The organism is Spirillospora sp. CA-294931 (assembly GCF_050946795.1).
Taxonomy (GTDB): Bacteria; Actinomycetota; Actinomycetes; order Streptosporangiales; family Streptosporangiaceae; genus Spirillospora.
Genome location: NZ_CP192006.1, coordinates 6,272,529 through 6,299,513 on the forward strand (window position 1 = coordinate 6,272,529; position 26,985 = coordinate 6,299,513).

The window sequence follows — 26,985 nt, forward strand, 5'->3', positions numbered from 1 at the left end:
CCGCACGGCACGGCCGCTCAGACGTCGGTGATTCGCAGGCCCGCGTGGGACTTGTAGCGGCGGTTGATGGAGATCAGGTTGGCGGTGAACGCCTCGACCTGGTGGGCGTTGTGCAGGCGGCCGCCGTAGACGCCGCGCATGCCGGGGATGCGGCCGGCCAGGGCCTGGACCAGGTCGGTGGCCTCGCGGTCGTCGCCGAGGACCAGGACGTCCAGCTCCATCTCCCCCACCTCGGGGTCGAGCAGCAGCTTGGCGGAGACGTGGTGGAAGGCGGCGACCACGCGGCTCTCGGTCAGGACCGCGGCGGCCTGCTGGGCGGCGCTGCCCTCCTCGACCGGCAGCGCGTACATGCCCTTGCCCTTCTCGAAGGCCAGGGGGTTCACGCAGTCGACGACGATCTTCCCGGCCAGCTCCGAGCGCAGGGACTCCAGCGTCGCCCTGTGCCCGTCCCAGGGCACCGCGATGATCACGACGTCGGACTCGCCGGCGGCGACGGGGTTCTCGGCGCCGCGCACGCGCAGGTCGGCGCCGAGGTCGTCGGCGGCCTGCTGGGCGCGCTCGGCCTTGCGCGACCCGATCGTCACCTGGTGGCCCGCGAGCGCGAACCGGCGGGCCAGCCCCTTGCCCTGGTCACCGGTGCCGCCGAGGATGCCGATGGTCAGGCCGGAGGCGTCGGGCAGGTCGTGGGGGCTCTTCTGCTGCTCAGTCATGCGGCCGAGTCTGCCAGGGGCCTGGGTGGGCGGGTTTCCCCGGGTTGGCGAAACACCCGGTGCGGGACACCGTTTGGGGCACCATGGAGGCGTGGATTCCGAGCAGGTCACTCTGTTGCGCGAAGTGCTGGCGGCCACCGGGTGGCTGGAGCGCACCGGCGAGTTCGGCCGTGCCGTGCGCAAGAGCGCCCGGACCCCGGGGGGCCTGCTGCTGGTCGGCACTCCGGCGGAGGACCCCTGGCATCTGGCGGCCCATCTGGACGACGAGAGCCGCCTGGGCGACGCCCCCGGCCTGGCGCCGACGCTGGTGCGCTGGTCGCCGCCGCCGGACGCGCCCGCGCATCTGAAGATCGGTCTTGAGCGGCTGGAGGCGGCCCGCCGGGGAGAGACGCTGTTCGTCGTCGCCGAGGAGGACGCCCCCGTCCCGCTGCTGGAGCGGGTGGACGACGCCCGCCGCACCGGCGCGGTGATCCTCGCGCTCGAAGGGGGCGACAAGGAACTGCGGGGCCTGGCCCACGAGGCGCTGACCGTCCCGCCGGACGAGGCGCTGGTCTCGTTCGACGCGGCCCAGCACCTGGTCAGCGCCGCGGCCGGGCAGGAGCCCGGCAAGCGGGGCCTGCGCGGCCGCCTGGCCCGCCTCCTGGACGCGGTGAGCGGCCCGCAGACGGCCGACTAGCCGTTGCGCTCCCACTGGCGATTGCGCTCGCGCGCCTTCTCCAGGGCGTGCGCGGCCGCGTCCTGGTCGTCGTAGGGGCCCATGCGGTCCTTGTTCGGGCAGCCCGGGCCGTGTTCGACCTTCATGTGCTTGAGACAGAACCACCAGTCGCCGTCGTTCTCGGTCATCGACATCCTCCGATCTTGCCCCGCCTTCCCGATTCGTGCCCGGATCGGGCTGACTACACTCGCTGAATATGACGACCCAACTTCTCCGACCCGGCCGGGTATCGCCCATGCGAAAGGTTCCCGCGCACATCCCGCGTCCGGAGTACGTGGGCAAGAAGCGCCCCAAGACCGGCGAGCCCGACGTCAAGACGCCCGAGATCATCGAGAGGATGCGGGTGGCGGGCAAGATCGCGGCACGGGCGCTGGAGGAGGTCGGGAAGAACATCCGGCCCGGCATCACCACCGACGAGCTGGACGTCATCGGCCACGAGTACCTGCTCGACCACGACGCCTACCCCTCGACGCTCGGCTACCGGGGCTTCCCCAAGTCGCTGTGCACCTCGATCAACGAGGTGATCTGCCACGGCATCCCGGACGACACCGTGGTGCGCGACGGCGACATCATCAACATCGACATCACCGCGTTCATCGACGGCGTCCACGGCGACACCGATGCGACGTTCCTGTGCGGCGAGGTGGACGAGGAGTCGCGGCTGCTGGTCGAGCGCACCCGCGAGGCGATGATGCGCGGCATCCGCGCCGTCGCGCCGGGACGCGCCCTCAACGTGGTCGGACGCGTCATCGAGTCCTACGCCAAGCGGTTCGGCTACGGCGTCGTCCGCGACTTCACCGGCCACGGCATCGGCACCACGTTCCACTCGGGCCTGGTCGTGCCGCACTACGACGACCCGAGCGCCACCACGCTGATCCAGCCCGGCATGACGTTCACGATCGAGCCGATGCTCACGCTCGGCGGGTTCGACTACGACATCTGGAAGGACGGCTGGACCGTCGTCACCAAGGACCGCAAGCGCACCGCGCAGTTCGAGCACACGATCCTGGTCACCGACGACGGCCATGAGATCCTGACACTTCCCTGACCGTCCCCGGACGGAGCCCACCGCCCAGACCGGCTCGGGAGACAACTCGATGAAGGTGCCCTCGCCCTACGAACCGCGTGTTCCGTCCGACGACATGCCCCCGGGGCGAGCCGCCATGAGCGTGACCTGGGCGGCGCTGCCGGTGCTGACCTTCGGCTACGCGACCCCGTTCACCTTCCTCGCCGCGCTGCTGTGGCGGCGCACGGCGCATCTGCTGGTGTCGTCGCTGGCCTACCTCGCGGCGTTCGTGCTGATGCTGTCGCTGCTGCCGGACTACGGCGACGACGACGGCAGCCAGAAGGCCGTCGGTGTGCTGATCTTCGTCCTGGCCATCGTCGGGACGACGCACGCGTTCCTGATCAGGCGGCGGGTGTTCGACCCGGACGGCCTGTCGGGCATCGACAACGAGGCCGTGATCGAGCGGGTCAGGCAGCAGCGGCTGCTGCGGCAGAAGGCCCGCGAGCTGGCGGCGGGCGACCCCGGGCTGGCCCGCGAGCTGCGGATCGGCCGTCCCGACCTGCCGCACCAGTTCAAGGACGGCGGGCTGATCGACGTCAACCACGCCCCGGTCGAGGTCCTGATGCAGCTCCCGGGCATCACCCGGCCGCTGGCCGAGAAGATCGAGCGGGTGCGCGAGGAGGCGGGCGGCTTCGTGTCGGCCGAGGAGCTGTCCGCGCTGGCCGGGCTGCCGCCCGCCCTCACCTCCGACGTGGCCGACTACGCCGTCTTCATCCGCTGAAATCGGGTACATCCCCGGCGTGGCCGACCACGACCGCCTCACCGAGTACCGGGGCAAACGCGACGCCCGTAAGACGCCCGAGCCCGTCCCCGCGTCGGGGCCGGTTCCCCAGGGCGACGACGACACCTTCGTGATCCAGGAGCACCACGCCCGCAGCCTGCACTGGGACCTGCGGCTGGAGCGCGACGGGGTCCTGGTGTCGTGGGCCGTTCCCAAGGGCATCCCGGCCGACCCCAAGACCAACCACCTCGCCGTCCACACCGAGGACCATCCGCTGGAGTACGCCACGTTCGAGGGCGAGATCCCGCGCGGCGAGTACGGCGGCGGGACGATGACGATCTGGGACCGCGGGACGTACGAGACCGAGAAGTGGTCCGACCGCGAGGTGATGATCGTCCTGTCCGGAAGCCGGGTGACGGGGAAGTACGTCCTGTTCAAGACCGGCGGCAAGAACTGGATGATCCATCGGATGGACCCGCCCGCCGACCCCGACGCCGAGCCGCTCCCCGACCGCGTCCTGGCCATGGAGCCCGAGGAGAAGCAGCGTCTCCCCCGCGACCAGGCCCGTTACGCGTTCGAGTTCGCCTGGGACGGGCGCCGCCTGCTCGCCTTTGTCGAAGGCGGCCGCACCCGCTTCACCGACGGCGAGGGACGCAAGGTGGGCGGGCCCGCCGGGCTCGGGGCACGGCTGGGCGCGTCGCTCGGCGTCCGTCCGGCCGTGCTGGACGGCGAGCTGGCCACCGTGGACGGCCGCGAGGTCTATCTGATCTTCGATCTGCTCCACCTCGACGGCCACCCGCTCTTCGAGGAGCCGTACGAGGAGCGCCGCTCCCGCCTGGACGACCTCGACCTCAACGGCCCTCGCTGGCAGACCTCGCCCTGGTTCCCCGGCGACGGCGGGGCCGTCCGCGACGCGGCCCGCGAGCAGGGCCTGCCCGGCGTGGTCGCCAAGCGCCTCGACTCGCCCTACGAGCCCGGCGAGCGGCCCGGGACCTGGCGCTTCGTGGCGTCCTGACCCGAGAGCGGGATGACCAGCGGCGTCCCGTTGACGGGATCGGTGATGACCTTGGCGGCCAGGCCGAACACCGCGTCCAGCCGCTCCTCGGTCAGGACCTCCTCGGGCCCGCCCCGCGCCACCACCGCGCCGTCGCGCATGGCGACCAGCTGCCCCGCGTACCGGGCCGCCAGGTTCAGGTCGTGCAGCACCATCACGATCGTCCGGCCGTCCTCCTCGTGCAGGCGGCGGACGAGTTCGAGCACCTCCACCTGGTGGGCCAGGTCGAGGTAGGTGGTGGGCTCGTCGAGCAGGAGCAGCGGGGTGTCCTGGGCCAGCGCCATCGAGATCCAGACCCGCTGCCGCTGGCCGCCCGACAGCTCGTCCAGCGGGCGGTCGGCGAACTCCAGCATGTCGGTCCTGGCCAGCGCCGCGTCGACCACCTTCTCGTCGCCGGGCGACCACTGCCGGTACCAGGCCTGGTGCGGATGGCGCCCGCGCGCCACCAGGTCGGCGACCGTGAGGCCCTCGGGGGCCTGCGGCGCCTGCGGCAGGACGGCCATGCGCCGCGCCACCTCCTTGGTGGGCAGCCGGGCGATGTCGCGGCCGTCCAGCACGACCTGGCCGCCGCGCGGCTTCAGCAGCCGCCCGAGTCCGCGCAGCAGCGTCGACTTGCCGCAGCCGTTCGGGCCGATGATCGCCGTGATGCCCCCGTCCAGGTCGAGGGAGAGGCCGTCGACGACCGGCGCCCCGGCGTAGCCGAGCGTGAGGTCGTGCGCCGCCAGGGACGTCGTTGCCGGGGTGGTCACAGGGTCGCCTTTCGACGGGACCGGACGAGCAGGTAGAGCAGGAAGGGCGCGCCGAGCACGGCGGTGACGACGCCGACCGGCAGCTCGACGGGGAACGCGGTGCGCGCGACCAGGTCGGCGCCGACGGTGAGGACGGCCCCGGTGACCAGCGAGCCCATCAGCGGCGGGCGTCCCGTCCCGGCCAGCCGCAGCGCGATCTGCGGCGCCGCGAGCCCGACGAACTCCACCGGGCCCGCCGCGGCGGTCGCGACCGAGGCCAGCGCGATCGCGGCGAGCAGCAGCAGGGACCGGTCGCGGTCGACCCGCAGGCCGAGGCCGCGCGCCGGTTCGTCGCCCAGCCGGAGCGTCCCGAGGGTGAACGCGCCGATCGCCACCAGCGGGACCAGCACGGCCAGCGCGAGCCCGACCGGACGGACGTGCTCCCAGCCGCGGGCGTTGAGGCTCCCGGTGATCCAGGCCATCGCCCGTCCGGCGTCGTTGACGTCGCCGAGGGTCAGCAGCCACCACTTGATGTTGGCCGCGACGCCGGAGAACCCGATGCCGACCAGGACGAGCCGGTATCCGTCCAGTCCGCGCCGCCAGGCCAGCGAGTAGACCGCGATCCCGCTGACCAGCCCGCCGATGAGGGCGGCCAGCGGGACGCCCAGCGCGGCGACCGTCCCGCCCGCGCCACCGGCGGCGCTCCCGGTGGCCACGGTGATCGAGACGACCGCGACGCTCGCGCCCGCGGTGATGCCGAGCGTGTCCGGGCCCGCCAGCGCGTTGCGCGAGATGGTCTGCGTCAGCGCTCCCGCGAGCCCGAGCGCCGCCCCGACCAGCGCGCCGGTCAGGACACGCGGCAGCCGCAGCTCCATCACCACGAAGCGGTTCTCGGGGGCGAACACCTCGCCGATGCCGATGTGCTGGTCGCCGCGTCCGATGTTGAGGAGCATCAGCAGCGCCAGGACGGCCAGCCCCACGACCACCACCAGCACCTCGCGCGGCCGCACCCGGAACGACACCCGGGCGGCCCGCACCGTCAGCGCGCTCACAGCCGCACCAGCCTGCGGCGGCGGACCAGCCCGATGAAGAACGGCCCGCCGATCAGCGCGAGCATGATGCCCACCTCCAGCTCGTCCGGACGGATCACCAGGCGCCCCACGACGTCGGCCGTCAGCAGCAGCGCCGCCCCGATGAGGCCGGAGAACGGCAGCAGCCACCGGTGGTCGGGCCCCGAGAGCGACCGCGCCAGATGCGGCACGACCAGGCCGAGGAACGCCAGGGACCCGCACGCCGCCACCGCGGCGCCGGTCAGCAGCGTGATCGCGGCGATGCCCACGGCGCGGGTCAGCGGGATCCGGTGGCCGAGGGAGCGCGCCACGTCCTCGCCCAGCGCCAGCGCGTTGAGCCCCGTCGCGTTCAGCATGGCCAGGACCAGGCCCGCCAGGACGAAGGGCAGCAGCTGCGGCAGGACGCCGGAGTCGCGTCCGGCCAGCGCGCCCGCCTGCCAGAACCGGTAGGTGTCCATGGCCTGCTGGTCGATCAGGACGAGCCCGGCGACCATCCCGTGCAGCATCGCCGTCACGGCGGCCCCGGCCAGGGCGAGCGTCAGCGGCGTGGCGCCGCCCCGTCCCGCGCCGCCCAGCGCGAAGACCAGCGCGCTGGCGATCAGCGCGCCCGCGAACCCGAACCAGAGGTAGGTGCCGGGGCTCGTGATCCCGAGCGTGAAGATCCCCAGCACCATCGCGAAGGCCGCGCCCTGGGTGACCCCGAGGAGCCCGGGGTCGGCGAGCGGGTTGCGCGTGTGGCCTTGGACGAGCGCTCCGGCCACGCCGAGCGCCGTCCCCGCCAGGAGGCCGAACGCCGTGCGCGGCACCCGCAGGGAACGGATGATGTCGTCGTGCTCGCTGCCCCCGGGGCTGAAGATCGCGTTCCACACGTCGGGCAGCGAGATCGCGCGCGATCCCAGCGCGACGCTCCCCACGGCCGCCAGGGCGGTCAGCGCGAGGAGACCGCCGAGCACGGCGAGCCGATGCCGTCGCAGCGCCAACGTACCCCCCTCGTTCCGCCCCAGGTCAGCTTATGGTTAGGTGAGCCTTGCCTTAATCAGGCAAGGCTCACCTAACCGAGAAGGAAGCATAGATGAGGATGTCACGGCTCCGGCGGGCGGCCACCGGGCTCGCGCTCGCCGCCCTGTCCACGCTCGGGCTCGCGGCCTGCGGCTCGTCCGACGAGGACGCCGGAAAGCCGCTGCGCACCGTCCAGCACGCGATGGGCACCACCAAGATCTTCAAGGAGCCCAAGCGGATCGTCGCGCTCGACCAGGCGTTCGTCGACGCCGCGGTCAGCCTCGACGCCGACGTGTACGGCTACACCTCCTACCGCTCGATCACCGACAAGCTCCCCGAGCACCTCGGCGAGGCCGGGCGCAAGCACGGCGCCAAGGCCACCTCGGTCGGCACGCTCACCGAGCCGAGCCTGGAGAAGATCAGCGCGCTCAAGCCCGACCTGATCCTTTCGGCCAAGGTCCGCCACGAGGCCCTCTACGGCAAGCTCTCCAAGATCGCCCCGACCGTCTTCAGCGAGACCACCGGCGCGATCTGGAAGGACAACGTCCGCCTCACGGCCAAGGCCCTGGGCAAGGAGCAGCTCGCCGACCAGCGCCTCAAGGCCTACGAGACCCGCGCCAGGACCGTCGGCACGGCCATCGGCCAGAAGAACGGCGGCACGCTCCCCACGGTCTCGATCGTGCGCTTCGTCGACGAGCCCACCATCCGGCTCTACACCGAGAACTCCTACTCGGGCGTCGTCTTCAAGGACGCCGGGTTCCCCCGCCCCAAGGGACAGCCCACCGACTCCAAGATCTCGGTCAACCTGAGCGAGGAGCGCATCCGCGACGTCGACGCCGACCACATCTTCCTGGCCACCTATCCCGACGAGGCCAAGAAGTCCGCCCAGACCCAGTCCAAGTTCACCTCCAACCCGCTCTGGACGCGTCTCAAGGGCAAGAAGCACGATGTCGCCGACATCACCTGGATGAGCGCCGTGGGCCTCCAGGGCGCCCATGCCATCCTCGACGACCTCGCCGAGTTCTTCGACGTGCCGCCGGCCCGGCAGTAGCCGGGTCAGTAGGCGACGCTGATGCGGCGCTGGAGGGCGGCGGGGGTCTCCAGCTCGTTGATCAGAGCGACGGCGTAGTCCTCGGCGCTGATCTCGCTCCTGCCTTCGGCGTCGGTGAGGAACTGGTCGCCGCCGACGCGGAAGGCGCCCGTCCTCGGGCCGGGCTCGATCTGGGCGGCGGGCGAGATGTAGGTCCAGTCGAGGTCGGCCGCCTCCCGCCGGACGAGCTCCAGGAGCTCGGCCTGAGCGAGGGACTCCTGCTTGTAGAGCTCGGGGAAGTCGGGGTGGTCGACCAGCCGCGAGCCGGGCGCGACTTCGAGGCTGCCCGCGCCGCCCACGATCAGGAGGCGGCGGACGCCGGACTGCCGAAGCGCCTCCAGGACCGCGCGTCCGGCGGCCAGGAGCGGCGGGGCGGTCGCGGAGCCGTCGCGGGGCGGAGCGATGGCGAGGACGACCGCGTCGTGGCCCTTGGCCAGAGCGGCCACGGCATCGGCGTCGGCGGCCTCGGCCCTCTCGGTTCCGTCCGCGCCGCTACGAGTGACGCCGGTGACCTCGTGACCGCGGGCGCGGGCCTCGGTGGCGACGCGGCTTCCGATCATCCCGCTCGCGCCGATCAGCAGAACTCTCATGGTTACGACCTCCTGGAAGGGCTGTTGGCTGGAAGGTATCCATTGGATACTGGTTACTTCAACGTGCCATTGGTACCCTTTGGAAACTATGAGCTCCGGCGACGCCTTCGACCCGAACTGCCCCACCCGGCTGGTCCTCGACCGGATCGGCGACAAGTGGTCCGTGCTCGTCGTCCTGTGCCTCCAGGACGGGCCGCGCCGGTTCACCGAGCTGCGGAACATGATCGGCGGCGTCACGCCGAAGGTGCTGACGCAGACGCTGCGGGCCATGGAGCACGACGGCCTCCTCACCCGCGAGGTCTTCGCCGAAGTCCCGCCGCGCGTGGAGTACACGCTGACCCCGCTGGGCGCGTCCCTGCGCACGCCGATCCAGGCCATCGCCGACTGGGCCGAGAAAAACGTCGAAGAGGTCATGTTCGCGCGCGCGTCGCGTGACGCCTGACGGAACCAGTACAAATCCCGCCACATCCAATCGGCGTGCCATCGTCGATGAAGATCGGCAAACGGCTAGAGTCCGGCCGTATTGATCAATTGGATATGAAGGCGGGGGAACCGTAGATGATGGGGCAGACGCACGCCCTCAGCGGCGCGCTGGTGTGGCTCGGAGCGGTTCCCCTTCTCAGCCAGGACAGGTTGCTGGGCGACCACGCCATCCACCTGTCCCCCGCCCAGCTGATCGCGGGCGCGGTGGTCTGCGCGGGCGCGGCGCTGCTGCCCGACATCGACCACCACAACGGGCGCATCGCCAACACCTTCGGCCCGATCACCAAGCACATGTGCAAGTGGGTCGGGAAGATCTCCGGCGGCCACCGGCAGGCCACCCACTCCATCTTCTTCGCGGTCGCGATGGGCCTGGCGATGGACGCCCTGGCCACGCATTTCGAATACGGGTGGTGGGCCGCGCTCTTCGTCATCGTCGGGTTCGGCCTGCGCGGCATCGGCCTGGACTTCGAGGGCAAGGAGCCGCAGTCCGCGCTGGCCGACTGCGCCGTCGCGGCCCTGGCCGTCTTCCTGATGCACGACCTGGACATGTCGTTCGCGGGCTTCGCGATCGCGCTCGGCTGCCTGGCCCATGTCGTCGGCGACTGCCTGACACCCCGGGGCTGCCCGGTCTTCTGGCCGATGAAGTGGCGGACCATCGTCCCGGTGATCCCGGTGACGGACGGAAAGGTGGAGCGCTGGGTGGTGTCCCCGATCCTGACCCTCGGCGTGGCCATCCTGACCATCCGCTCGGTGCTGGGCGACATCACCACCCGATGGCTCACCAAGGGCTGAAAACACGAGAAGGCTCTGGGCGACCCACCATCGCCCAAAGCCCTCTCACATGACTAGGACTCGGCGGTGGCCTCTCTGGTTCCCGGGATGAGCCGATTATTGTTGCCGTTTTGTTGGTAACCCCTTCAGCGCAGGTCACGATAGTCCTCACAGGTTCGTGAGGGCAGGTACCGTGTGCTGCCGGTCCGCACGAATATCAGGCGGACCCGCGCGACTCGGGGGATGGTCATGGCCGTGCAGATGACCTGGGCTTGGGCGAGCCTGGTCCAGGGCAGGTCGTCCTCCAGCGTGATGCTGAGACTCTTCTCGGCGGGATGGTCGAAGTGGGCGGCGCGTCTTTGGGGGACCTCGTTGCGCAGGCCCCAGCGCCGCTCCTGGGTCGTGGGCCGGCCGAGGAGCTGGACGACCGGGTAGTAGGGGTCGCCCACCAACCCCGGTCGCGTCACGGCGACGAGCTTTCCCGCCGGATTGATCAGGTAGATCGCCACCGACGTGTTCGGCGCGGCGGCGGCGGGCCCCGGCCCGGCGCCGATGGTCCCCGTCGGGCGGATCCCGCAGGCGCACAGGCAGATGAGCATCAGGGCGAGCGCCGTTTTCGCTTTCACTGCTCCTCCCGCCCGGCGGGGATCCACAGCGTGAACATCGCTCCCGCGCCGGGGACGTTGGCCGCGCCGAGGGTGCCACCGTGCAGCAGGGCGTTCTCGCGGGCGATGGACAGGCCCAGACCGCTCCCCTCGCTCTGCGCCCGCGCCGCCTCGCCCTTGACGAACCGGTCGAACACGACCGGAAGGAGGTCGTCCGGGATGCCGGGCCCCGCGTCGGTGACGACCAGCTCGACCCCGCCGGCCTCCCGGACCTCCAGCCGGACGGGCGGACGCCCGTGCCCGAGCGCGTTGCCCACGAGGTTGGCGACGATGACGTCGAAGCGGCGCGGGTCGAGCCGGACGGTCAGCCGGGCCGGGCCGTCCACCTCCAGGCGGCCGGACCACCCCCGGGACGCCAGGGTCCGGGCGATCGCCTCCATCACGTCCACGTCGTCCAGGACGAGGGACGCCGCGCCCGCGTCGAACCGGCTGACCTCGATCAAGTGCTCGACCAGCTGCCCGAGCCGCCGGGTCTCGGCGGCCACGAGCGCGGCCGCGGCGGGCTCCTCGGCCATGAGGTCGGTCACGGCGACCATGGAGGTCAGCGGGGTGCGCAGCTCGTGGGAGACGTCGGCGACGAACCGGCGCGAGGCCGCCTCGATCGCCCGCAGCTCGGTCACGGTCCGTTCCAGGGCCTCGGCCGTGGCGTTGAACGTCCGGGCCAGGTCGGCCAGCTCGTCCCGGCCGCGTACATCGACACGGGTGTGCAGCTCTCCGTCGCCGAGCGCGCGGGCGGCCCGGCCCAGGTGGCGCACCGGGCGCAGCACGCCGCGCGTGGCCAGGTGCGCCAGGACCAGCGCCAGCAGAAGGGCGGCGGCGTCGGCGATGGCGAGGGATCGGGTGAAGGAGCGCAGATCGGCCTCTTCGCGGTGCAGGCTCACCGACACCACCAGCACCGGGGGCTGAGCCCGGTCTGGTTCGTACCCGTCCGTCACGTAGTTCGCCGGTATGGCGCCGATCAGGAGGTACGGCCTGCCCTTGTGGATCACCCGCCGGAACTTCATCCCGTCCCGCAGCGCGGCGACGAACGCGCGGTCGAGCGGCACATGCAGGCTCCCGGGGGGCGGGGTGAGGGGCGTCTCACGGGTGACGAGAAGGGGCGTCGCCCAGGCGCGCCGATCCCCGTTCGGTGTTCTGAGGGCGTTCTCCACCCTCCGCGCGATCTCCCGTCCCGAGTCCGTGGGGATCGTGGTGGGCACGAACCGCGAGATCGTCTGGCGGACCTCGGTCAGCTGCGCGTCCTGCGTGCGCTGGACCATCGCGGTGCGCACGAGCGGATAGGCGATGCCGGACGCCAGGACCGAGGCCAGCAGGGCGACGGCGACGAAGGCCGTGGCCAGGCGCAGCCGCAGGCTCGCGTACCAGCCGCCCTTCACGGCGCGGTGAAGCGGTAGCCGAAGCCGCGGACGGTCTCGATGAAGAACGGCTCGGCGGGCTCGTCCTCGATCTTGGCCCGGACGCGCTGGACGCAGGCGTCCACGAGCCGGGAGTCCCCCGGATAGGTGTGCTCCCAGACGGCGGCGAGCAGTTGCTGGCGGGTCATCGCCCGGCCGGGGCGGCGGGCGAGTTCGAGCAGCAGGCGGAGCTCGGTCGGGGTGAGGCGGACGTCCCGGCCGTCCTTGCTGACCTTGAGCGAGGTCCGGTCGATCACCAGGTTCCCGAAGGCCGCCCGGTCGGTGTGGGTCTGGTCGGCGCGGCGCAGGACGGCGCGGATCCGGGCGTCCAGCACCCGGGGCTCGACGGGCTTGACCACGTAGTCGTCGGCACCCGCCTCCAGGCCGAGGACGATGTCGAGGTCGTCGCCGCGCGCGGTGAGCAGGATGACCGGGAGGGTGTCCTCGCGCCGGACCCGGCGGCACACCTCGATCCCGTCGATGCCGGGGAGCATGACGTCGAGCACGGCGATCTCCGGGCGGCGGGCGCGCAGCGCGTCCAGCCCCTCCTCGCCGGTCGCGCGCGAGGTCACGCTGTGCCCCTGGCGGGTGAGCGCCATCTCCAGCGCCGCCCGGGCGGAAGGGTCGTCTTCGACGAACAGGATGCGCGCCACGTTCGCATTATCGACCTATCGGGGATCTTGATTCGGGTCTGTCACGAGATCCGGATATTTCGGCGACGGTGCCGGGACGATCCGTCGCGACGGTGGGCCCATGACCCTCCTGATGACCCGACCGCCGACGGCCGAGACGCCCGTGCCCGCGCGCCGGACGGGACGGCTGCCGTGGCTGCTCGTGGCGGGCTGGTTCGCCCAGGTGTGCCTACGGCTCTGCCTCGCCCGGGCCCGCGTCGCGCCCGCCGCCGATCCCGACGAGACCGGCTATCTGGTGGCCGCCCGGTGGCTGGCGGGCGGGCCGGGCGCCGACCTGTCGGGCAACACGCTCTACCAGGGCGCCTACCCGGTGCTGCTGGCTCCGGTCCACGCGGTGACGCACGATCCGGCGGAGGTCTACACGGCCGTCATGGTGATCAACGCGCTGATCGGGGCGCTGGCGTTCCCGCTGGGCTACCTGGCGGCGCGGCGCCTGGGCCTTCCGCGCGCGACGGCGCTGCCGTCGGCCTGGGCGGCGGCGCTGCTGCCCGCGGCGACGTTCTTCGGCGCGTTCGCGCTGGCGGACGCCGTCCTGCCGGTGGTCGTCCTGGCCTGGGCGCTGACGCTGGACCGGCACGTGCGCTTCGGGAGCGCGCACGCGGCCGTCGGCGCGACCCTCGTCGCCGTGTACGCCTCCGCCACGCACTCGCGCGGCCAGGTCCTCCTCGCCGTGCACGCGGCGGTGCTGATCTTCCTGGCGGTCCGGGGACGGGGGCGCCGGGCGTCGCTGATCGGCCTCGGCCTGGCGGCGGCGGGCCAGGCGGGGGGCAGCGCGTTCAACGGCCTGGTCGCGGGCGCGCTCTACCCGGACGGCACCCGTGACCTGGCGGCCAACGTCACGACCCGGCTGACCTCGGCGGACGGGCTGGCCTGGGCCTCGTCCGGCGCGGCGGGCCAGATCTGGTACCTGGTGGCGGCGACGTGGGGGCTGGGCGGGATCGGGCTGGTGGCCGTCGCCGCCGCGCTCGGGCGGCGCGACACCCGCGTGATGGCGGCGGCGCTGCTCGCGCTCACGGGCGGGATCGCCGTCGCGTCCTCGGCGGCGCTCCCCGACGAGCACCGGGTGGGCAACTTCGTCTACGGCCGCTACCTGGCCTGCCTCGCCGTTGTCTACGCGCTGGCCGGGATCGCGGCGCTGGTCCGGCTCCCGCTCCGGAGGGCGGCCGGGCTGGCCCTGATCGCGGGCGCCGTCCTGGCCGGGACGGCCCTCGGCGTCCGGTGGTACGCCGGGGAACGGCTGCGCACCCACGCCTACATCGGGTTCGACTTCCCGGAGATCCAGTTCCTCACCGGCGACCGGACGGGCTTCGACCTCGCGGGGGCCACCGCCGCCACCGCCGGGCTGCTCGTCGCCTTCCTGGCGCTGCGGCGCGCGCCGGGCCCGTCGATCGCGGCGCTGCTGCTCGCGATCAACGTGGGCGCCCTGGTGCACATCTTCGGCCTGGACCTGCGGCGGCCCGGTCCGCCGCCTCCGCTGCCGCTCGCGACCGGGGGCGTCGCGCTCGACCGGTCGCTCCCCTGGTACGCGCCGGTCAAGCTGGCGCACCCGGTGTGGTGGACGGAGCTGTCGTCCTTCGACGCCCGGACGCACCCGGCCCCTGGCATCTGCACCGTCGTGGTGAACCGTCCCGCCGGAACCGACGCGAACGCGACCTGGCCCGGCCGTCCGCGAGGATGGCGTCTCGCGGACGACCGGGCCGGGGCCTGGACGGTCTGGTACCGGCCCGGCTGCCGCTAGAAGCGGGTGACCAGGGCGATACGGTCGTGGTCGATCAGGAAGCCGTCGGAGACGAAGGTGACCTCGCCCCCGTATTCGAGGGTGCTCTCGATGATGTCGTCGACGGCGTCGTCGACCACCCCGTCGCCCTTGAGCGCGCCGAGCGGGCCGTCCACCGGCAGCAGCTCGCCGTTGGTGCGGACGGCCGGGGCGTAGTAGCCGCGCTCGACGACCAGGTGCTCGCCGCGTCCCTGCCCCACCAGCTCCATCACTTCCAGGAGGCCGCCCGCGTAGCGCTGGAGGCTCCGGGCGGCCTCCAGCTCGGTGAGGACGGCGACCTCGCGCAGATCCTCGTAGGCGTGCAGGACGGGACGCGCCAGGTCGGCCAGGACGCTGGCGGGGGCGCCGTCGAAGCTGCCGTCGACGCGTCCCGCCACGGTGACGTCGGGCCCGGACAGCTCGTCGAAGAACGCCTGGTGCCGGGTGACCCCGGCGACGATCACCGGGCGGCGGTCGCGGGACAGGACCGCGCCGAGCGACGCCAGGATCTCGCGGAAGTACTGGCGGTGGTACTCGTCGCCGTGCTGGGCGCCGCGCGGCGAGTGCCGTCCGGTGGTCTCCTCGTCGATCGGGTCGGGCGAGCGTGGGAAGCCGTCGTCATGGACCTCGGTGAGCTCGTCGCCCTCGCCGCCCCACAGCCGCGTCCGTCCGTCCGAGAGAACCAGCAGCCAGTACCGCGAGGAGCGGGTGTAGGCGGCGACGAGGTCGCGGGTCGCGAACGTGCTGTCCACGACGACGCGCTCGTCCACGGGCTGGTCCACCTTGAACGCGTGGTGCTCGCCGTCGGGCGCGGCGAACAGCACCAGCCCGTCGGCGGCGTGCCGCAGGTCGATCTCGCCCGCCGCCAGCTCCAGGCCGCGCACCACCTCGTCGGCGGCGTCCGGCGCCACCCGCGTGTCGTCGCGCAGCCGCTTCCTGACCTCGCTGAGGAGGTTGCGCAACCGGATGGGGTCCTGCTTGTTCTCCGGGGCGCGGCGGAAGGTCGGCATGAGCACCGAGACGGCCGGGTAGGCGCGCGGCTTGCGCAGGTCGGACAGAGTTACGGCGTCCATGATCCCCCGATCGTTTGTCCTTCTCCTCTGTTGCCTCATTTCTAACGAACCACAGGTAAACGACGTGTAAGCCGGGATTGAGGATCGCGCCGGTAAAGGCCGGACTGTCGCGGTTCTGGGCCCACGCCCGCCGCCCGGGTTCGGCGCCGCCGCGTCACCGCCGAGGCCGAGCGGCCGGCCGCGGCGGGCGCCGCGATCGTCGAGGCCCGCGAGGGACAGTGGGGCGAGCACTGGATCGTCATGCTCGACCCCGAAGGCAACGAGTTCTGCGTGGAGTGACCTCTCCGCCCTTACCGCAGGCGCTCGATCACCGGGGCGAAGGCGTCCATGAACGGGTTGTGGACGGTGAAGTTGGTGAACCCGTAGCGCTCGCGGCTCTCCAGGAGCTGCTCGGCGATCTGCTGCTCGGTTCCGAGCAGCACGAACGGGGTCTCCAGCATCTCCTCGACGGTCAGGTGCGGTGACTCCGCGACCATCTCCTCGGCGGCGGCCCGCCGGTCGGGCGTGACGGTCACCCGTTGGATGAGGCAGTTGAGCTCCAGATCGCCGAACCGGTCGCCGGCGTGCTCGCGGACGAACGCGACCCGCTCCAGCGCCTGCTCGGCCGTCCCGAGCCGCAGCGAACCCGGCGGCCGGCCCTTCACCTGGTAGGCGCCGGTGAACCCGACGATGTCGGCGCGGGCGGCCGCGATCCGCAGGACGGTGTCGCCCGTGCCGCCGACCAGCAGCGGCGGCCCGTGCCCGCCGAACCCGCTGGTCTGGACGGGCTTGAGCGCCGCCAGTCCGAAGTGGGCGCGGGCCTGGACGCGCTCGGGGTAGTCCGGCGCGGCGAACAGCGCGCCGAGCTCGTCGATCATGCTGTCCAGCCGCTCGGCGCGGGCCCGGAACGGCTCCCACGCGATCCCGGCGGTGTCGAACTCCCACTTCATGTGGCCCGAGCCGAGGCCCAGCTCGACCCGCCCGCCGGTGAGCCGGTCGGCCGTGGCGACCTCGCGCGCCAGCAGGTGCGGGTTCCAGAACGGGACGTTCAGCACCAGCGTGCCGACCCGCAGCCGCTCGGTGGCGTCCGCCGCGGCCTGCATCGTGGGGAACGGCGCCGGCGAGCCCAGATGGTCGGGCACCAGCGCCACGTCGTAGCCGACGGCCTCGGCCCGGCGGCAGGACGCCAGGAAGTCGTCGCGCGACTTGATGTCGAAGAAGTTGAAGCCGAACCGGAAGTCCCTCATGACGATCATCCTGACGGCGCGGCGCCCCGGGCGCCATGCCGTCCGCGCGCAGCGTAAGAGGACGGCCCGCGAGATCAGCCGGGAACGATGAAGCCCGTCTCGTACGCGAAGATCACGGCCTGGGTGCGGTCGCGGGCCTGGAGCTTGGCCAGGACGTTGCCGACATGCGTCTTGACCGTCTGCGGGCTGACGAACAGCTCGCTCGCGATCTCGGCGTTGGAGTGACCCTTGGCGATCAGGCGCAGCACGTCGGCCTCCCGCTCGGTGAGCAGCTCGTGCCAGCGCGCGCCGCGCGGCGCCTGGTCGCCGCCCGCGTGCTCGGCCGCCAGCGCGCGGATCGCGGCGGGGAACAGCAGGCTGTCGCCCCCCGACACCATCCGGATCGCCTGGACGATCTCCTCCGGGCGGGTGCGCTTGAGCAGGAAGCCGCTGGCCCCGGCCTTGAGCGCGTCGTAGACGTACTCGTCGTTCTCGAACGTGGTGACCACGATGATCCGCGGCGGCTCCGGCATGGTCTCCAGCAGGTGCCGGGTGGCCTGGATGCCGTCGAGCATGGGCATCCGCACGTCCATCAGCACCACGTCGGGACGCAGCCGCGACACCTGGCCGGGGACCTCGGCCCCGTCGGCCGCCTCCCCCACCACCGTCAGATCGGGCTCGGCGTCGATGATCGCCGCGAGCCCCGCCCGGATGAGGCGCTCGTCGTCCACCAGCAGGACCTTGATCGTCATGATCCGGACCTTAGCGGGAGCGAGACCTCCATGCGCCACCGGTCGCCGTCCGCGCCCGCCTCCATCCGGCCGCGCAGGACGGTGACGCGCTCGCGGATGCCGCCGAGCCCGCGCCCGCCGCCGTGGTCGCGTCCGGCGGGACGGGCACCCAGCGGATTGCTCATCTCCAGCTCCAGCCGGTCGTCGAGCACCCCGACATGCAGGCGGACGGGCACCCGTCCCGCGTGCCGCAGGGCGTTGGTCAGGCCCTCCTGGACGATCCGGTACGCCTCCCGCGACACCGCCGCGGGCACGTGTTCGAGGGTCGGATCGACCTCGGCGTCCAGCTCGACCCCGGCGATCCTGGACTGCTCCAGCAGCCGTTGCAGGTCCTTCAGCGTGGGCTGGGGCGCCGACGCGCGCGAGGGGTCCTCGCGGAGCAGGCCGAGGACGTGGTCGAGGTCCTCCAGCGCGGAGCGGGCCGACTCCTCGATCGCGCCGAGCGCCTCGCGGGCGAACGCCGGATCGCTGTCGAGCACGCGTCCGGCCGCGCCCGCCTGGAGCGTCACCACGCTGAGCGCGTGCCCCACCGAGTCGTGCAGCTCGCGGGCCAGCCGGTTGCGCTCGGCCAGCCGGAGCGCCCGCGCCTCGGCCGCAGACAGCTTCTCGGCGGCCGAAGGGCCGAGCAGCCGCGGCCCGAGGGACGACAGCGTCATCCCGGCGATGATGATCAGCGCGACCAGGACGAACAGCAGCGTGAGCCCGGCGAACGGCGCCAGCCACACGTAGTCGCTGTGCTTCCAGTCGTAGAAGGGGCTCTTCTCCGCCTCGGTGCCCAGGCCGAACCCGACGAACGGGAACAGCAGCAGCACCACGGCCATGGGCGGGACCGCCAGGCTGAACGCGCTGAGGATCACCCCCACGTGCAGGTGCAGCGAGAACCAGACGCCGGTGCGGAAACGGGTCTCGCCGGAGTGCGAGGGGGCGGGCGCCAGCGCCGAGCTGGGCCCCGCGAGCAGTTCCTTGGCCGCCGTCCCCTCCAGCAGCCGCACCGGCCCGACCAGCCCGGTGAGGAACGTCGCGGGCAGCGGCAGCAGGAAGATCAGGGGGACGCCCACCAGGCTCTTCAGGTCTCCCGGCAGGGGGATCAGCCCCACCACGACCATGCTCAGGAACCAGTACGGCATGAGCAGGGCGCCGCCCACCACCAGATAGGACCACCGCCGCCAGGTGGTCCGGTGGGCCAGCAGCCGGACTACGCGCATCACGCCTCGATAATCGCAGATCAGCGCGCCGCGCCACTCCCCCGCTCGGGGGACGCCGCGCCGGTCACGTCCGGTCGCGGCGGTCCTTCTCGGCCAGCTTGGCCAGGCGCGCGTTGTAGGTGGCCAGCTCGTCCTCGCCGCCCCCGCCTCCGGCGGCGGCGCGGTCGGCCTTGCGGTCGTCGCGCTTGGCCTGGCGCTGGTCGGCGAAGAACCACTGGAACGCCAGGAAGGTCAGCACGATGAACGTCGGGATCTCGCCGAAGCCCCAGGCGATCGCGCCGCCGGTGTGCTGGTCCTTCAGCGTGGAGGTGCCCCAGGACGGGTCGACCGCCTGGTACCAGGCGCGGGCCAGCGGCTCGCCGAGGTTCATCAGCGCGATGCCGAAGAACGCGTGGAACGGCATCGTGACGAACAGGAGCAGGACGCGCCCGGGGTAGGGCAGCTTCTTCGGCGCCGGGTCGACGCCGAGCAGCACCCAGAAGAACAGCGACCCGGCCAGCAGGAAGTGCGCCGTCATCGCGATGTGCCCGAGATGGTTGCGCATCGCCTTCTCGAACAGCGGCGTGAAATAGAGCACGAACGTGCTCGCCACGAAGATCACCGTCGCCACGGCGGGATGCGCGACGAACGCCGTGAACCTGCTGTGCAGGGCGGCGGTCAGCCACTCGCGCGGCCCCCGGTCGCCGCGGATCTTGGCGGGCTTGAACGCGCGCAGCGCCAGCGTGACGGGCGCGCCGACCACCAGGAAGATCGGCGCCAGCATGTTGAGCACCATGTGCTCGACCATGTGGACGCTGAACAGGACCGGCGCGTACTTGGCGATGCCGCTCTGGGTGGCGATCACGATTGTGAGCAGCCCGACGCACCAGGAGACGGTCCGTCCGAGCGGCCAGGAGTCGCCCCGCCGCCGCAGCCGCACGACGCCGCCGAGGTACAGGGCCCCGAGCGCCACGACGACCGTGGCGAAGAACAGGTCGAACTGCCACAGGGTGGCCAGGCGGGCCGGGGTCAGCGCGGGCGGCATGTCGTAGCCGATGAGGTCCTTGACCGGGTTGGCCTCGGCGACGGGCGCGGGCGGCGCCGTCCTCGACAGGGCCACGGCCAGGCCCATCGTCGCGGCCATGACGGCCGCCTCCACGCTGGCCAGGCGGGTGAACGCCCCGGGCTTGCGCGCGGCCAGCGCGGGCAGCGTGCGTCCCCGGTGCCACCAGCCGAACCAGCCCAGCAGCGCGAAGAACACGACCTTGCCGAGCGCGAGCCGTCCGTAGTCGGTGCTCAGCAGCTCGTTCGGGTCGGGCAGCCGGACGATCACGTTGACGAAGCCGCTGGCGCCGACGGCGATGTAGCACCACAGCGCCATCCGGCTGAACCGGTCGGCCATGACGTCGAGCTTCCCGGCGCCCGACAGGGCGTGCACCCCGAGCAGGAGCAGCCCGCCGACCCACGGGGCGATGGCCACCACGTGCAGGGCGGTGCCGGTCGTGGCGGCGGAGTGGTTGGCGGCCGAGGCCGAGTGCCCGGTCAGCGGCGGCGGGAGCAGCGCGACCACGGCCATGGCCAGCAGCCCGAACGCGGCGGCGGGGGTGGTGCTCGTGCGGGCCAGCAGCGCGACCACCACGCTGAGCAGCACGACCAGCATCAGCGCGGTGCCCTGCGGGAGCGTCCCGACGTAGCCGCTGAGCTCGTTGCCGGTCAGCACGTCGAGCACGGGCTGGGCCGTGACGTCGGCGACGGTGAACACCAGGTTGGCCGCGGCGGCCGCGGCCCAGGCCGCCGCCGTCCAGGAGGCGGCGCGCAGGTAGGTGAGGGCGTCGGACGACAGGCGCGGGCCGCCCTTGCCCGACTTGCCGCCCTCCAGCGGCAGCAGCAGCGTGGCAGCGATCAGGGCGCCGACGGTCACCACCGCGGACAGGTCCATGGCCAGGCGCGACAGCGGCAGGCCCCAGCGGGTCACCGGACCGGGGTCGCCCAGCAGCGGCGTGACCTTCTCGGCGACGGCCCCGCCCACGACGAGCCCGACGACCATGGTCGTCACCGACGCGGCCAGGGCCACCGCCCCGACGCGCGCGACGCGCAGGCTGCCGCCGTTCACAGCCCGGAGCCCGGCCCGTGCTTGCGCTTGGCGCGGTACACGATCCCCAGGCCGATCCCGACGCCGACCAGCACACCGACCACGATCATGACGATCTTCGCCGTGCCCGAGCCGGAGCCCTTCTCGGCACGGGTGCCCGCGGTCGCCCTGAGCGTGATCGTCTGGGGTGTTCCGGCGGGCGCCGTCCGGACCAGGCCGTCGGGTGACGGCGTGCTACCGGAGACCGCCCCGGCCCGCGCCGCCGCGCCGCCTTCGGCCGGACCGACGCCGACCGTCCAGGCGCAGGCCAGCAGGAGCGTGGCCAGGAGCGCGACGAACGCCGCGGAAGCTCCCCGCCGGACGAGCGGGCGGGACGTGAGGGTGAACATGGAAGGCCGGGTTCTCCATTCGGTTCGGAGGCTCCCCCAGCCTACTGAGCCGGGCCCGTGCGGAGGTTCCGGGTCGAGTACAACCGGGTCACGGCGAACAGTCGCAGCACTCACAGCAGTTGCAGTCGCAACTGCTGTCGCAGTGACGCGTGCACCAGCACCGGTCCGAGCACGACTTGCGCCGGTGCTTGGACCACTTGGGCTGGTAGATGCCGCAGGTGAAGCAGACCAGGGTTCCGGTGAAGCACGGGATGGGCAGGCCGGGCCGCCTGGGACGTCCGTCGGGGTAGCCGTAGCCGCCACCGCCCCCAAAGCCGCCGCCCCCGGGCGGCTGACCCCAGTCGCCGCCACCACCTTTCTGCAGGTTCGGCCCCTGAGGCGGGTAGTGCTGCGGGTTGTACCCGTGCGGCTGCTGAGGTTGGTGCCCGTGCGGCTGCTGACCGGGCGGGTACGGCGGCTGGTGGCCGTGCGGGTGATGGCCGTGGGGTTGGCGCAGGGACTGGCCGCCGGGATGGGGTGCGAAGATCTGGTCGACCGAGCGGCGCAGCTCGCGCTCGAGCAGGATCCGCACCAGGGCCCGGTTCTCCAGGTCGAGGTCGTCGAGGGCGAGCCGGATGCCCTGGACGGCGTCGTCGCACAGCCGCCGTGCCTCCGCCGGGCCGGTGCCGGTGGCGATCAGCGGGTTGAAGGCGCCCGAGGCCAGGTCGGTGTGGACGTCCTCGACCGCGTCGAGCAGATGGGCCAGCCGGCCGAACAGGCGTCCGGCCTCGGCGAGCGTCTCGGCGTTGTGCTCCTTGCGCGCCAGGACGGCGGTGTGCGCGAAGACCGCCGCCACGCCCGTCTCGGCGGGCTCGGTGAGGTCGAGCAGCCCGATGCCGGGCTCGGCCTCCAGCAGGGGCTGGCGGGCCACGGCGTCCCGCAGCACCGAGGGGTCGAACCCGATGCGGCCGCTGGTGCGCCCGCCCGCGCCGTCCCAGCGCTCGGCGACGCGTCCGGCGGCCGAGGCGACCAGGCGCCGGGCGTAGGGGCCGTCGCCGTCGGCGAGATGGTCGCGGGTCTTGCCCGCCGCCAGCAGCAGCGAGGTCGCGGCGGCGAGCCTGGCGCCCTCGGCCCGCGCGTCGACGACGTCGGCCCGCCGCATCCCGCGCAGCGCGCACGCCCCCGCCTTGCGGCGCGGCGACAGGTCGGGCGTCTGCCCCTCCACCAGCACCGAGACCAGCAGGCCGTCGTAGTTGGTGACCATCCGTGCCAGCTGGCCATGCTCGGCCCGCAGGGTCAGGCACAGCCCGCACAGATGGGCCAGCCAGTCGTCGAACAGGTGCCCGCACAGGACATGCCTGCACGGCCTCACGATTCCGAACATGCGGTCGGGCTCTCCGTCGGGTCGTCGTGCGGCGGTGTCAGACCCCCGCGCAGGTCAACGCGCGGCGGTAGGCGGTCAGGCGGGGCTCTTCGGGGGCGCCGGTCTCGCCGAGCAGCTCGGCCAGGTCGAACCACGCCTGCGCGGCGTCGCGTGAGGACTCCATCTCCCGCAGATGGTCGGCGGCGCGGGTGAGGACCTCGATCGCCCGCTCGCGGCGGCCGAGCCGCACACACGCCTCGCCCTGGACGGTCAGCGCCCAGGCGGTCGCGCGGCGGGGCGCGTCGCCCAGCAGGTCGAGGGCCTCGTCGGTGAGCGTGACGGCCTCGGCGGCGCGGCCCAGCGCGATGTCGGCGCGGGCCAGCTCGGTGAGGCACCAGGCGACGTCGATCTCGCCGGCGGAGCTGGCGTTGATCTCGCGGCGCACCCGGCTCAGCAGCTCGCGGGCGTTCTCGGCCTGGTCGGGACGCGCCCGCATCAGCAGCCCGGCGTAGATGATGCGCAGCCGGCCGATGTGGCGGGGGTCGTCCTCGTCGCCGGCCAGCATCAGCGCCCGCTCGGCCAGCGTGACGCCGTTCTCGTAGTCGCCGCAGATCTCGGCGACGTAGGCGGCCTCCCAGTAGGCGGTCATCTTGGCGCGGGCGCCGCCGATGCGCTCGGCCCGCTGGACGAGCTGGGCCGCGAGCTGGCGCGCGCGGACCAGGTCGCCGCGCTCGATGAACGCCGCGAGCAGCGTGGCGCCCAGCAGCACGGCCGCGTCGGTGGAGTCGGCGCCCGAGGCGATGAGGTGGCGCAGCGCGTTCTCGGCCACCTCGACCCCGGCGCTGATGTCGCCGCGCTCGCGCAGGCAGCGGCTGAGCGCGACGTGGACCTTGGCCCAGTGTTCGAGGTCGGCCTCGGCCGAGGCCTGGTCGGTGAGCGCGCGCAGCCCGGCGATCGCCTCTTCGAGCTCGCCCGCGGCCTCCAGCGCCAGCGCGTGGCCCCAGCGGGCCTGGTGCATCATGTCCGGGAGCGCGACGGCGTCGGCGCTGGCCAGCACCTCGGCGAAGCGGGCGCGCGCCTCGGCGGCGGCACCGTTGGCCAGCGCGATCTCGGCGTAGTCGAGCGTCATCCGCAGCTCGTCGACGACGTCTTCCTTGACCCCGCTGACCAGGTAGGTCGCCGAGCAGTTCAGCTTGGCGGCCAGCAGGTCGATGACGCTGGGCGCCGGAATCCGCTTGTCGCTCTCGATCAGAGAGATGTAACTGTCGGACAGCTCAGGAAAAGCGAGCTGGGCCTGGCTGACGCCCTGTCTGATGCGCAGGGCCCGGATCCGCTGCCCGAGCGTCTCCCGATCCATCGTGTGACCACCGCCTACGGGGTTCTCTCTCACCGACCGCGCCCGACGGGACGCGAGGGAAGAAATCTACTCGATCTGCTCTGTGTGCCGCGCTGTTATCGCAGGACGACCCGGGCGGCCGCCCGTCCGGCACCCCATTCCTATCGCGGATCACTGGTCTACTGGGATCATGACAGTGTCCACCCATGTCCTCGACACCGGACTGGGGCGCCCGGCCGCCGAGGTGCCCGTCCGGCTGGACCGGTACGACGGAACGACCTGGCAGCCCCTGGGTGAGGGAGCCACCGACGCCGACGGCCGCTGGCGGGCGCCCTCGGCGGACGAGCCGGGCACCTACCGCCTCAGGTTCGGCACCGGCCACTACTTCGCGGGAAGGCCGTCCTTCTACCCGGAAGTGATGATCGTCTTCGTCGTGGCGGACGCCGCCGAGCATCATCACGTGCCGCTGCTGCTGAGTCCCTACGGCTACTCCACCTACAGGGGAAGCTGACCGCGCCGTCAACACCGAGTGCATCACGCCATTTGAAACCCTGGCACAAGGTTCTGGGTGTCAAATAGTGCCGTCATGACGTAAGCAGGAGGTAAGGCCTTACCTCCCGGCGTGAAAGGCGTGCCTGTGGCGTCCGCGGACTCACCCCTCGATCCGCTCCAGGGCGGCCATGTGCTGCTCGCGCCGGACCGGTTCAAGGGGTCGCTCACCGGAACCGAGGTCGCCCAGCACCTGGCGACGGGCCTGCGCCGGGCGCGTCCCGGGCTGCGGGTGATCGAGCTGCCGGTCTCCGACGGCGGCGACGGCACCGCCGAGGCGGCGATCGCCGCGGGCTGGCGCCGGGTCGAGGTGGAGGTGTCGGGTCCCACGGGACGTCCCGTCGCCGCGACGATGGCCCTGAACGGCCAGGCGGCGGTCGTGGAGCTCGCTGAGGCGTCCGGTCTGCGGCGGCTCCCGGGGGGACGGGCCCAGCCGCTCACCGCGACCAGCCTCGGGACCGGGCAGCTGCTGGCCCACGCGCTGCGGATGGGCGCGCGCAAGATCGTGCTGGGCGTGGGCGGCGCCGCCTGCGCCGACGGCGGCGCGGGGCTCGTCCAGGGGCTCGGCGGCCGGCTGCTCGACGCCCTCGGCAAGGACCTCCCGCCGGGCGGAGCCGCGCTGCGCTCCCTGCACGCGCTCGACCTGCGCGGGCTGCCCGACGTCTCCGGGGTACGGATCGTCCTGGCGGGCGACTCCACGGGCGACTCGTCCAGCCCGCTGCTGGGCCGCAACGGCGCGACCGCCGCCCACGCGGCCCGGCGGGGCGCCGGGCGCGACGAGGCCAGGATGCTGGACGCGGGCCTGCGGCGCTGGGCCGACCTGGCCGAGGCGGCGGCGCGCACCAACGCCCGCGACCGTCCGGGCGCCGGGGCCGCGGGCGGGGTGGGGTTCGCCGCGCTGGCGTTCCTGGGCGCCTCGATCGAGCCGGGGCTCGGCCTGATGCTCGACCTGCTCGGCTTCGCCGACAAAGCCCGAGGCGCACGACTCGTGGTCACCGGGGAAGGCTCACTGGACGCCAGAACCCTGCGCGGCCGCGCACCCGTCGGAGTGGCCAGGGCGGCCGCCCGAGCGGGGGTTCCGGTCGTCGCGGTGGCCGGCCGCCGGGGCCTGACCGGCGAGCAGCTGCGCCGGGCGCGCGTCCAGGCGGCCTACGCGCTCACCGACATCGAGCCGGACGCCGCGCGCTGCGTCCGGCACGCCGGACCGCTGCTGGAGCAGCTCACGGTGGCCATAGCCGACGAATGGCTGCCTCCGCGCCGCCCCTAGCCGTTACGCGGTGTCAGGATATCGGGGAATGCCTTTACAGACTGGACGTGGTCGCCGGCCCTCCGCACCCCGCACTCTTGAGGCGTACATCCTGGTCAGCGTTGACGGAGGACACCGTGAAGATCGGCGTGCCGCGCGAAATCAAGAACCACGAATACCGGATCGCCATCACCCCCGCCGGGGTGCACGAGCTGACCCGGCACGGGCACGAGGTGTTCGTGGAGGTCGGCGCGGGCCTGGGTTCGGCGATCCCGGACGACGACTTCACGGCCGCCGGCGCCAAGATCCTGGACGGCCCCGACGCCGTCTGGGCCGAGGGCGACCTGATCCTGAAGGTCAAGGAGCCCATCGCCGACGAGTACCACCGGATGCGCCAGGACCAGACCCTGTTCACCTACCTGCACCTGGCCGCGTCCCGCGCGTGCACCGACGCGCTGCTGAACGCCGGTGTGACCGCGATCGCGTACGAGACCGTCCAGCTGCCCAACGGCGCCCTCCCCCTCCTGGCCCCGATGTCCGAGGTGGCCGGGCGCCTGGCCCCGCAGGTCGGCGCCTACAACCTGATGCGCTCCAACGGCGGCCGCGGCGTGCTGCCGGGCGGCGTCCCGGGGGTCGCCCCGGCCAAGGTCGTGGTGATCGGCGGCGGCGTCTCCGGCCTCAACGCGGCGCAGATCGCGGTCGGCATGGGCGCCGAGGTCACGATCCTGGACGTCAACGTCGACCGGCTCCGCCAGATCGACGCGATCTACCAGGGCCGGCTGAAGACCCTGGTCTCCAACTCCTACACGCTGGAGCAGGAGGTCAAGGCCGCCGACCTGGTGATCGGCGCGGTGCTGATCCCCGGCGCCAAGGCCCCGACCCTGGTCTCCAACCACCTGGTCTCGCAGATGAAGCCCGGCTCCGTCCTCGTCGACATCGCCATCGACCAGGGCGGCTGCTTCGAGGACTCCCGCCCCACCACCCACGCCGACCCGACCTACAAGGTCCACGAGTCGGTCTTCTACTGCGTGGCCAACATGCCGGGCTCGGTCCCCAACACCTCCACCTACGCCCTCACCAACGTCACGCTCCCGTACGCCGTGGCCATCGCCGACAAGGGCTGGCACCAGGCCCTCCGCGACGACGCCGCCCTGGCCGCCGGCCTCAACACCTTCGACGGCAACGTCGTCTACGGCCCCGTTGCCGAGGCCCACGACCTCCCGCACAGCTCCCTCGCCACCGTCCTGGCCTGACCGGACGTCGTAGGGTGTGTC

At 72.7% G+C, this 26,985-nt stretch carries 28 protein-coding genes and 1 pseudogene; 12 read left to right on the plus strand and 17 right to left on the minus strand.

Annotated features, from left to right (window positions below; all coding sequences use genetic code 11):
* Nucleotides 1-17 precede the first annotated feature (17 nt).
* Nucleotides 18-710 carry an NADPH-dependent F420 reductase gene (npdG, locus tag ACQPY4_RS28120; protein ID WP_433325782.1) on the minus strand — a complete coding sequence of 231 codons (693 nt, stop codon included), beginning with the start codon at nt 708-710 and terminating at the stop codon, nt 18-20.
* Nucleotides 711-801: 91 nt separating this feature from the next.
* Between npdG and ACQPY4_RS28125 the strand changes: the two genes are divergently transcribed.
* The gene (locus tag ACQPY4_RS28125; RefSeq protein ID WP_433325784.1) at nt 802-1,386 is read left to right on the plus strand and encodes a hypothetical protein; all 585 of its coding nucleotides are present in this window, start codon (nt 802-804) and stop codon (nt 1,384-1,386) included.
* On the opposite strand, the gene ACQPY4_RS28130 is transcribed toward ACQPY4_RS28125, so the two are convergent.
* Nucleotides 1,383-1,553, minus strand: coding sequence for a hypothetical protein (locus ACQPY4_RS28130; protein WP_433325786.1), 171 nt, complete (start codon nt 1,551-1,553; stop codon nt 1,383-1,385). The genes ACQPY4_RS28125 and ACQPY4_RS28130 overlap by 4 nt on opposite strands.
* 68 nt (nt 1,554-1,621) lie before the next feature.
* Here ACQPY4_RS28130 and map point away from each other — a divergent pair, with 68 nt between their 5' ends.
* The 3 genes from map (at nt 1,622) to ACQPY4_RS28145 (ending at nt 4,227) form a co-directional block, all read left to right on the plus strand.
* The gene (map, locus tag ACQPY4_RS28135; protein ID WP_433325788.1) at nt 1,622-2,473 is read left to right on the plus strand and encodes a type I methionyl aminopeptidase; all 852 of its coding nucleotides are present in this window, start codon (nt 1,622-1,624) and stop codon (nt 2,471-2,473) included.
* A 115-nt stretch (nt 2,474-2,588) separates the two neighbouring features.
* The gene (locus ACQPY4_RS28140) at nt 2,589-3,212 is read left to right on the plus strand and encodes a ComEA family DNA-binding protein (RefSeq protein WP_433325790.1); all 624 of its coding nucleotides are present in this window, start codon (nt 2,589-2,591) and stop codon (nt 3,210-3,212) included.
* Nucleotides 3,213-3,231: 19 nt separating this feature from the next.
* On the plus strand, nt 3,232-4,227 hold the full coding sequence (locus tag ACQPY4_RS28145; protein WP_433325792.1) for a DNA polymerase ligase N-terminal domain-containing protein: 996 nt from the start codon (nt 3,232-3,234) through the stop codon (nt 4,225-4,227).
* Here ACQPY4_RS28145 and ACQPY4_RS28150 read toward each other — a convergent pair.
* Genes ACQPY4_RS28150 through ACQPY4_RS28160 form a run of 3 tightly spaced genes read right to left on the minus strand, consistent with a single transcriptional unit; the run spans nt 4,179 to nt 7,044 of the window.
* The gene (locus ACQPY4_RS28150) at nt 4,179-5,015 is read right to left on the minus strand and encodes an ABC transporter ATP-binding protein (protein WP_433325794.1); all 837 of its coding nucleotides are present in this window, start codon (nt 5,013-5,015) and stop codon (nt 4,179-4,181) included. The genes ACQPY4_RS28145 and ACQPY4_RS28150 overlap by 49 nt on opposite strands.
* Nucleotides 5,012-6,046: a FecCD family ABC transporter permease gene (locus tag ACQPY4_RS28155; RefSeq protein ID WP_433325796.1), complete on the minus strand. Its 1,035-nt coding sequence runs from the start codon at nt 6,044-6,046 to the stop codon at nt 5,012-5,014. Before ACQPY4_RS28155 ends, ACQPY4_RS28150 begins: the two co-directional genes overlap by 4 nt.
* Nucleotides 6,043-7,044, minus strand: a complete 1,002-nt coding sequence (locus tag ACQPY4_RS28160; RefSeq protein WP_433325798.1) for a FecCD family ABC transporter permease — start codon at nt 7,042-7,044, stop codon at nt 6,043-6,045. The genes ACQPY4_RS28155 and ACQPY4_RS28160 overlap by 4 nt, the downstream gene beginning before the upstream one ends.
* A 92-nt stretch (nt 7,045-7,136) precedes the next feature.
* On the opposite strand from ACQPY4_RS28160, the gene ACQPY4_RS28165 reads away from it, so the two are divergent.
* Nucleotides 7,137-8,114, plus strand: a complete 978-nt coding sequence (locus ACQPY4_RS28165; RefSeq protein ID WP_433325800.1) for an ABC transporter substrate-binding protein — start codon at nt 7,137-7,139, stop codon at nt 8,112-8,114.
* Between the two features lie 5 nt (nt 8,115-8,119).
* On the opposite strand, the gene ACQPY4_RS28170 is transcribed toward ACQPY4_RS28165, so the two are convergent.
* On the minus strand, nt 8,120-8,743 hold the full coding sequence (locus ACQPY4_RS28170) for an NAD(P)-dependent oxidoreductase (protein WP_433325802.1): 624 nt from the start codon (nt 8,741-8,743) through the stop codon (nt 8,120-8,122).
* 88 nt (nt 8,744-8,831) lie between these two features.
* Between ACQPY4_RS28170 and ACQPY4_RS28175 the strand changes: the two genes are divergently transcribed.
* Both ACQPY4_RS28175 and ACQPY4_RS28180 read left to right on the plus strand, forming a co-directional pair.
* Nucleotides 8,832-9,185 carry a winged helix-turn-helix transcriptional regulator gene (locus ACQPY4_RS28175; RefSeq protein WP_433325804.1) on the plus strand — a complete coding sequence of 118 codons (354 nt, stop codon included), beginning with the start codon at nt 8,832-8,834 and terminating at the stop codon, nt 9,183-9,185.
* 116 nt (nt 9,186-9,301) lie between these two features.
* Nucleotides 9,302-10,018, plus strand: a complete 717-nt coding sequence (locus ACQPY4_RS28180; RefSeq protein ID WP_433325806.1) for a metal-dependent hydrolase — start codon at nt 9,302-9,304, stop codon at nt 10,016-10,018.
* A gap of 125 nt (nt 10,019-10,143) precedes the next feature.
* Here the strand turns inward: ACQPY4_RS28180 and ACQPY4_RS28185 are convergent, their stop codons facing one another.
* From ACQPY4_RS28185 to ACQPY4_RS28195, 3 genes are read right to left on the minus strand one after another with little or no spacing between them, the layout of a single operon-like run.
* Nucleotides 10,144-10,623: a hypothetical protein gene (locus ACQPY4_RS28185; RefSeq protein ID WP_433325808.1), complete on the minus strand. Its 480-nt coding sequence runs from the start codon at nt 10,621-10,623 to the stop codon at nt 10,144-10,146.
* Nucleotides 10,620-12,038: an ATP-binding protein gene (locus ACQPY4_RS28190; RefSeq protein ID WP_433325810.1), complete on the minus strand. Its 1,419-nt coding sequence runs from the start codon at nt 12,036-12,038 to the stop codon at nt 10,620-10,622. Before ACQPY4_RS28190 ends, ACQPY4_RS28185 begins: the two co-directional genes overlap by 4 nt.
* A complete protein-coding gene (locus ACQPY4_RS28195) occupies nt 12,035-12,709 on the minus strand; it encodes a response regulator (protein WP_433325812.1) in 675 nt (224 codons plus the stop codon). Before ACQPY4_RS28195 ends, ACQPY4_RS28190 begins: the two co-directional genes overlap by 4 nt.
* 100 nt (nt 12,710-12,809) lie before the next feature.
* Here ACQPY4_RS28195 and ACQPY4_RS28200 point away from each other — a divergent pair, with 100 nt between their 5' ends.
* Nucleotides 12,810-14,486, plus strand: a complete 1,677-nt coding sequence (locus tag ACQPY4_RS28200; RefSeq protein ID WP_433325814.1) for a hypothetical protein — start codon at nt 12,810-12,812, stop codon at nt 14,484-14,486.
* Here ACQPY4_RS28200 and ACQPY4_RS28205 read toward each other — a convergent pair.
* Complete coding sequence (locus ACQPY4_RS28205) at nt 14,483-15,577, minus strand: hypothetical protein (RefSeq protein WP_433325816.1); 1,095 nt, start codon at nt 15,575-15,577, stop codon at nt 14,483-14,485. The genes ACQPY4_RS28200 and ACQPY4_RS28205 overlap by 4 nt on opposite strands.
* Before the next feature lie 159 nt (nt 15,578-15,736).
* Between ACQPY4_RS28205 and ACQPY4_RS28210 the strand changes: the two are divergent.
* A pseudogene (locus tag ACQPY4_RS28210) lies at nt 15,737-15,856 on the plus strand (VOC family protein); the annotation flags it as partial.
* A gap of 11 nt (nt 15,857-15,867) precedes the next feature.
* Here ACQPY4_RS28210 and ACQPY4_RS28215 read toward each other — a convergent pair.
* From ACQPY4_RS28215 to ACQPY4_RS28245, 7 genes are all read right to left on the minus strand, one after another.
* Entirely contained in the window at nt 15,868-16,803 is a 936-nt protein-coding gene (locus ACQPY4_RS28215) for an LLM class F420-dependent oxidoreductase (RefSeq protein WP_433325818.1), read from the minus strand.
* A gap of 74 nt (nt 16,804-16,877) precedes the next feature.
* Nucleotides 16,878-17,534 (minus strand): response regulator, encoded by a 657-nt coding sequence (locus ACQPY4_RS28220; RefSeq protein WP_433325820.1) that lies wholly within the window; start codon nt 17,532-17,534, stop codon nt 16,878-16,880.
* Nucleotides 17,531-18,778 (minus strand): sensor histidine kinase, encoded by a 1,248-nt coding sequence (locus ACQPY4_RS28225; RefSeq protein ID WP_433339052.1) that lies wholly within the window; start codon nt 18,776-18,778, stop codon nt 17,531-17,533. The genes ACQPY4_RS28220 and ACQPY4_RS28225 overlap by 4 nt, the downstream gene beginning before the upstream one ends.
* 64 nt (nt 18,779-18,842) lie before the next feature.
* Entirely contained in the window at nt 18,843-20,870 is a 2,028-nt protein-coding gene (locus ACQPY4_RS28230; protein WP_433325822.1) for a cytochrome c oxidase assembly protein, read from the minus strand.
* Complete coding sequence (locus tag ACQPY4_RS28235) at nt 20,867-21,238, minus strand: hypothetical protein (protein WP_433325824.1); 372 nt, start codon at nt 21,236-21,238, stop codon at nt 20,867-20,869. The genes ACQPY4_RS28230 and ACQPY4_RS28235 overlap by 4 nt, the downstream gene beginning before the upstream one ends.
* Nucleotides 21,239-21,326: 88 nt before the next feature.
* On the minus strand, nt 21,327-22,601 hold the full coding sequence (locus tag ACQPY4_RS28240) for a DUF5685 family protein (RefSeq protein ID WP_433325826.1): 1,275 nt from the start codon (nt 22,599-22,601) through the stop codon (nt 21,327-21,329).
* A gap of 37 nt (nt 22,602-22,638) precedes the next feature.
* The gene (locus ACQPY4_RS28245) at nt 22,639-23,937 is read right to left on the minus strand and encodes a helix-turn-helix domain-containing protein (RefSeq protein WP_433325828.1); all 1,299 of its coding nucleotides are present in this window, start codon (nt 23,935-23,937) and stop codon (nt 22,639-22,641) included.
* A 169-nt stretch (nt 23,938-24,106) separates the two neighbouring features.
* On the opposite strand from ACQPY4_RS28245, the gene uraH reads away from it, so the two are divergent.
* The 3 genes from uraH to ald all read left to right on the plus strand — a co-directional run bounded on the left by uraH (nt 24,107) and on the right by ald (nt 26,964).
* Entirely contained in the window at nt 24,107-24,427 is a 321-nt protein-coding gene (gene uraH / locus ACQPY4_RS28250) for a hydroxyisourate hydrolase (protein ID WP_433325830.1), read from the plus strand.
* A 126-nt stretch (nt 24,428-24,553) separates the two neighbouring features.
* Complete coding sequence (locus ACQPY4_RS28255; RefSeq protein WP_433325832.1) at nt 24,554-25,732, plus strand: glycerate kinase; 1,179 nt, start codon at nt 24,554-24,556, stop codon at nt 25,730-25,732.
* A gap of 116 nt (nt 25,733-25,848) precedes the next feature.
* Entirely contained in the window at nt 25,849-26,964 is a 1,116-nt protein-coding gene (gene ald, locus ACQPY4_RS28260) for an alanine dehydrogenase (protein ID WP_433339054.1), read from the plus strand.
* Nucleotides 26,965-26,985 lie beyond the last annotated feature (21 nt).

Coding starts and splice junctions, on each gene's coding strand:
- ACQPY4_RS28215 (WP_433325818.1), bottom strand. CDS start 16,803: ATGAGGGACTTCCGGTTCGGCTTCAACTTCTTCGACATCAAGTCGCGC.
- ACQPY4_RS28180 (WP_433325806.1), top strand. CDS start 9,302: ATGATGGGGCAGACGCACGCCCTCAGCGGCGCGCTGGTGTGGCTCGGA.
- ACQPY4_RS28205 (WP_433325816.1), bottom strand. CDS start 15,577: ATGGACGCCGTAACTCTGTCCGACCTGCGCAAGCCGCGCGCCTACCCG.
- npdG (WP_433325782.1), bottom strand. CDS start 710: ATGACTGAGCAGCAGAAGAGCCCCCACGACCTGCCCGACGCCTCCGGC.
- ACQPY4_RS28220 (WP_433325820.1), bottom strand. CDS start 17,534: ATGACGATCAAGGTCCTGCTGGTGGACGACGAGCGCCTCATCCGGGCG.
- ACQPY4_RS28170 (WP_433325802.1), bottom strand. CDS start 8,743: ATGAGAGTTCTGCTGATCGGCGCGAGCGGGATGATCGGAAGCCGCGTC.
- ACQPY4_RS28140 (WP_433325790.1), top strand. CDS start 2,589: ATGAGCGTGACCTGGGCGGCGCTGCCGGTGCTGACCTTCGGCTACGCG.
- ACQPY4_RS28175 (WP_433325804.1), top strand. CDS start 8,832: ATGAGCTCCGGCGACGCCTTCGACCCGAACTGCCCCACCCGGCTGGTC.
- uraH (WP_433325830.1), top strand. CDS start 24,107: ATGACAGTGTCCACCCATGTCCTCGACACCGGACTGGGGCGCCCGGCC.
- ACQPY4_RS28130 (WP_433325786.1), bottom strand. CDS start 1,553: ATGACCGAGAACGACGGCGACTGGTGGTTCTGTCTCAAGCACATGAAG.
- map (WP_433325788.1), top strand. CDS start 1,622: ATGACGACCCAACTTCTCCGACCCGGCCGGGTATCGCCCATGCGAAAG.
- ACQPY4_RS28245 (WP_433325828.1), bottom strand. CDS start 23,937: ATGGATCGGGAGACGCTCGGGCAGCGGATCCGGGCCCTGCGCATCAGA.
- ACQPY4_RS28225 (WP_433339052.1), bottom strand. CDS start 18,778: ATGCGCGTAGTCCGGCTGCTGGCCCACCGGACCACCTGGCGGCGGTGG.
- ACQPY4_RS28235 (WP_433325824.1), bottom strand. CDS start 21,238: ATGTTCACCCTCACGTCCCGCCCGCTCGTCCGGCGGGGAGCTTCCGCG.
- ACQPY4_RS28240 (WP_433325826.1), bottom strand. CDS start 22,601: ATGTTCGGAATCGTGAGGCCGTGCAGGCATGTCCTGTGCGGGCACCTG.
- ACQPY4_RS28200 (WP_433325814.1), top strand. CDS start 12,810: ATGACCCTCCTGATGACCCGACCGCCGACGGCCGAGACGCCCGTGCCC.
- ACQPY4_RS28165 (WP_433325800.1), top strand. CDS start 7,137: ATGAGGATGTCACGGCTCCGGCGGGCGGCCACCGGGCTCGCGCTCGCC.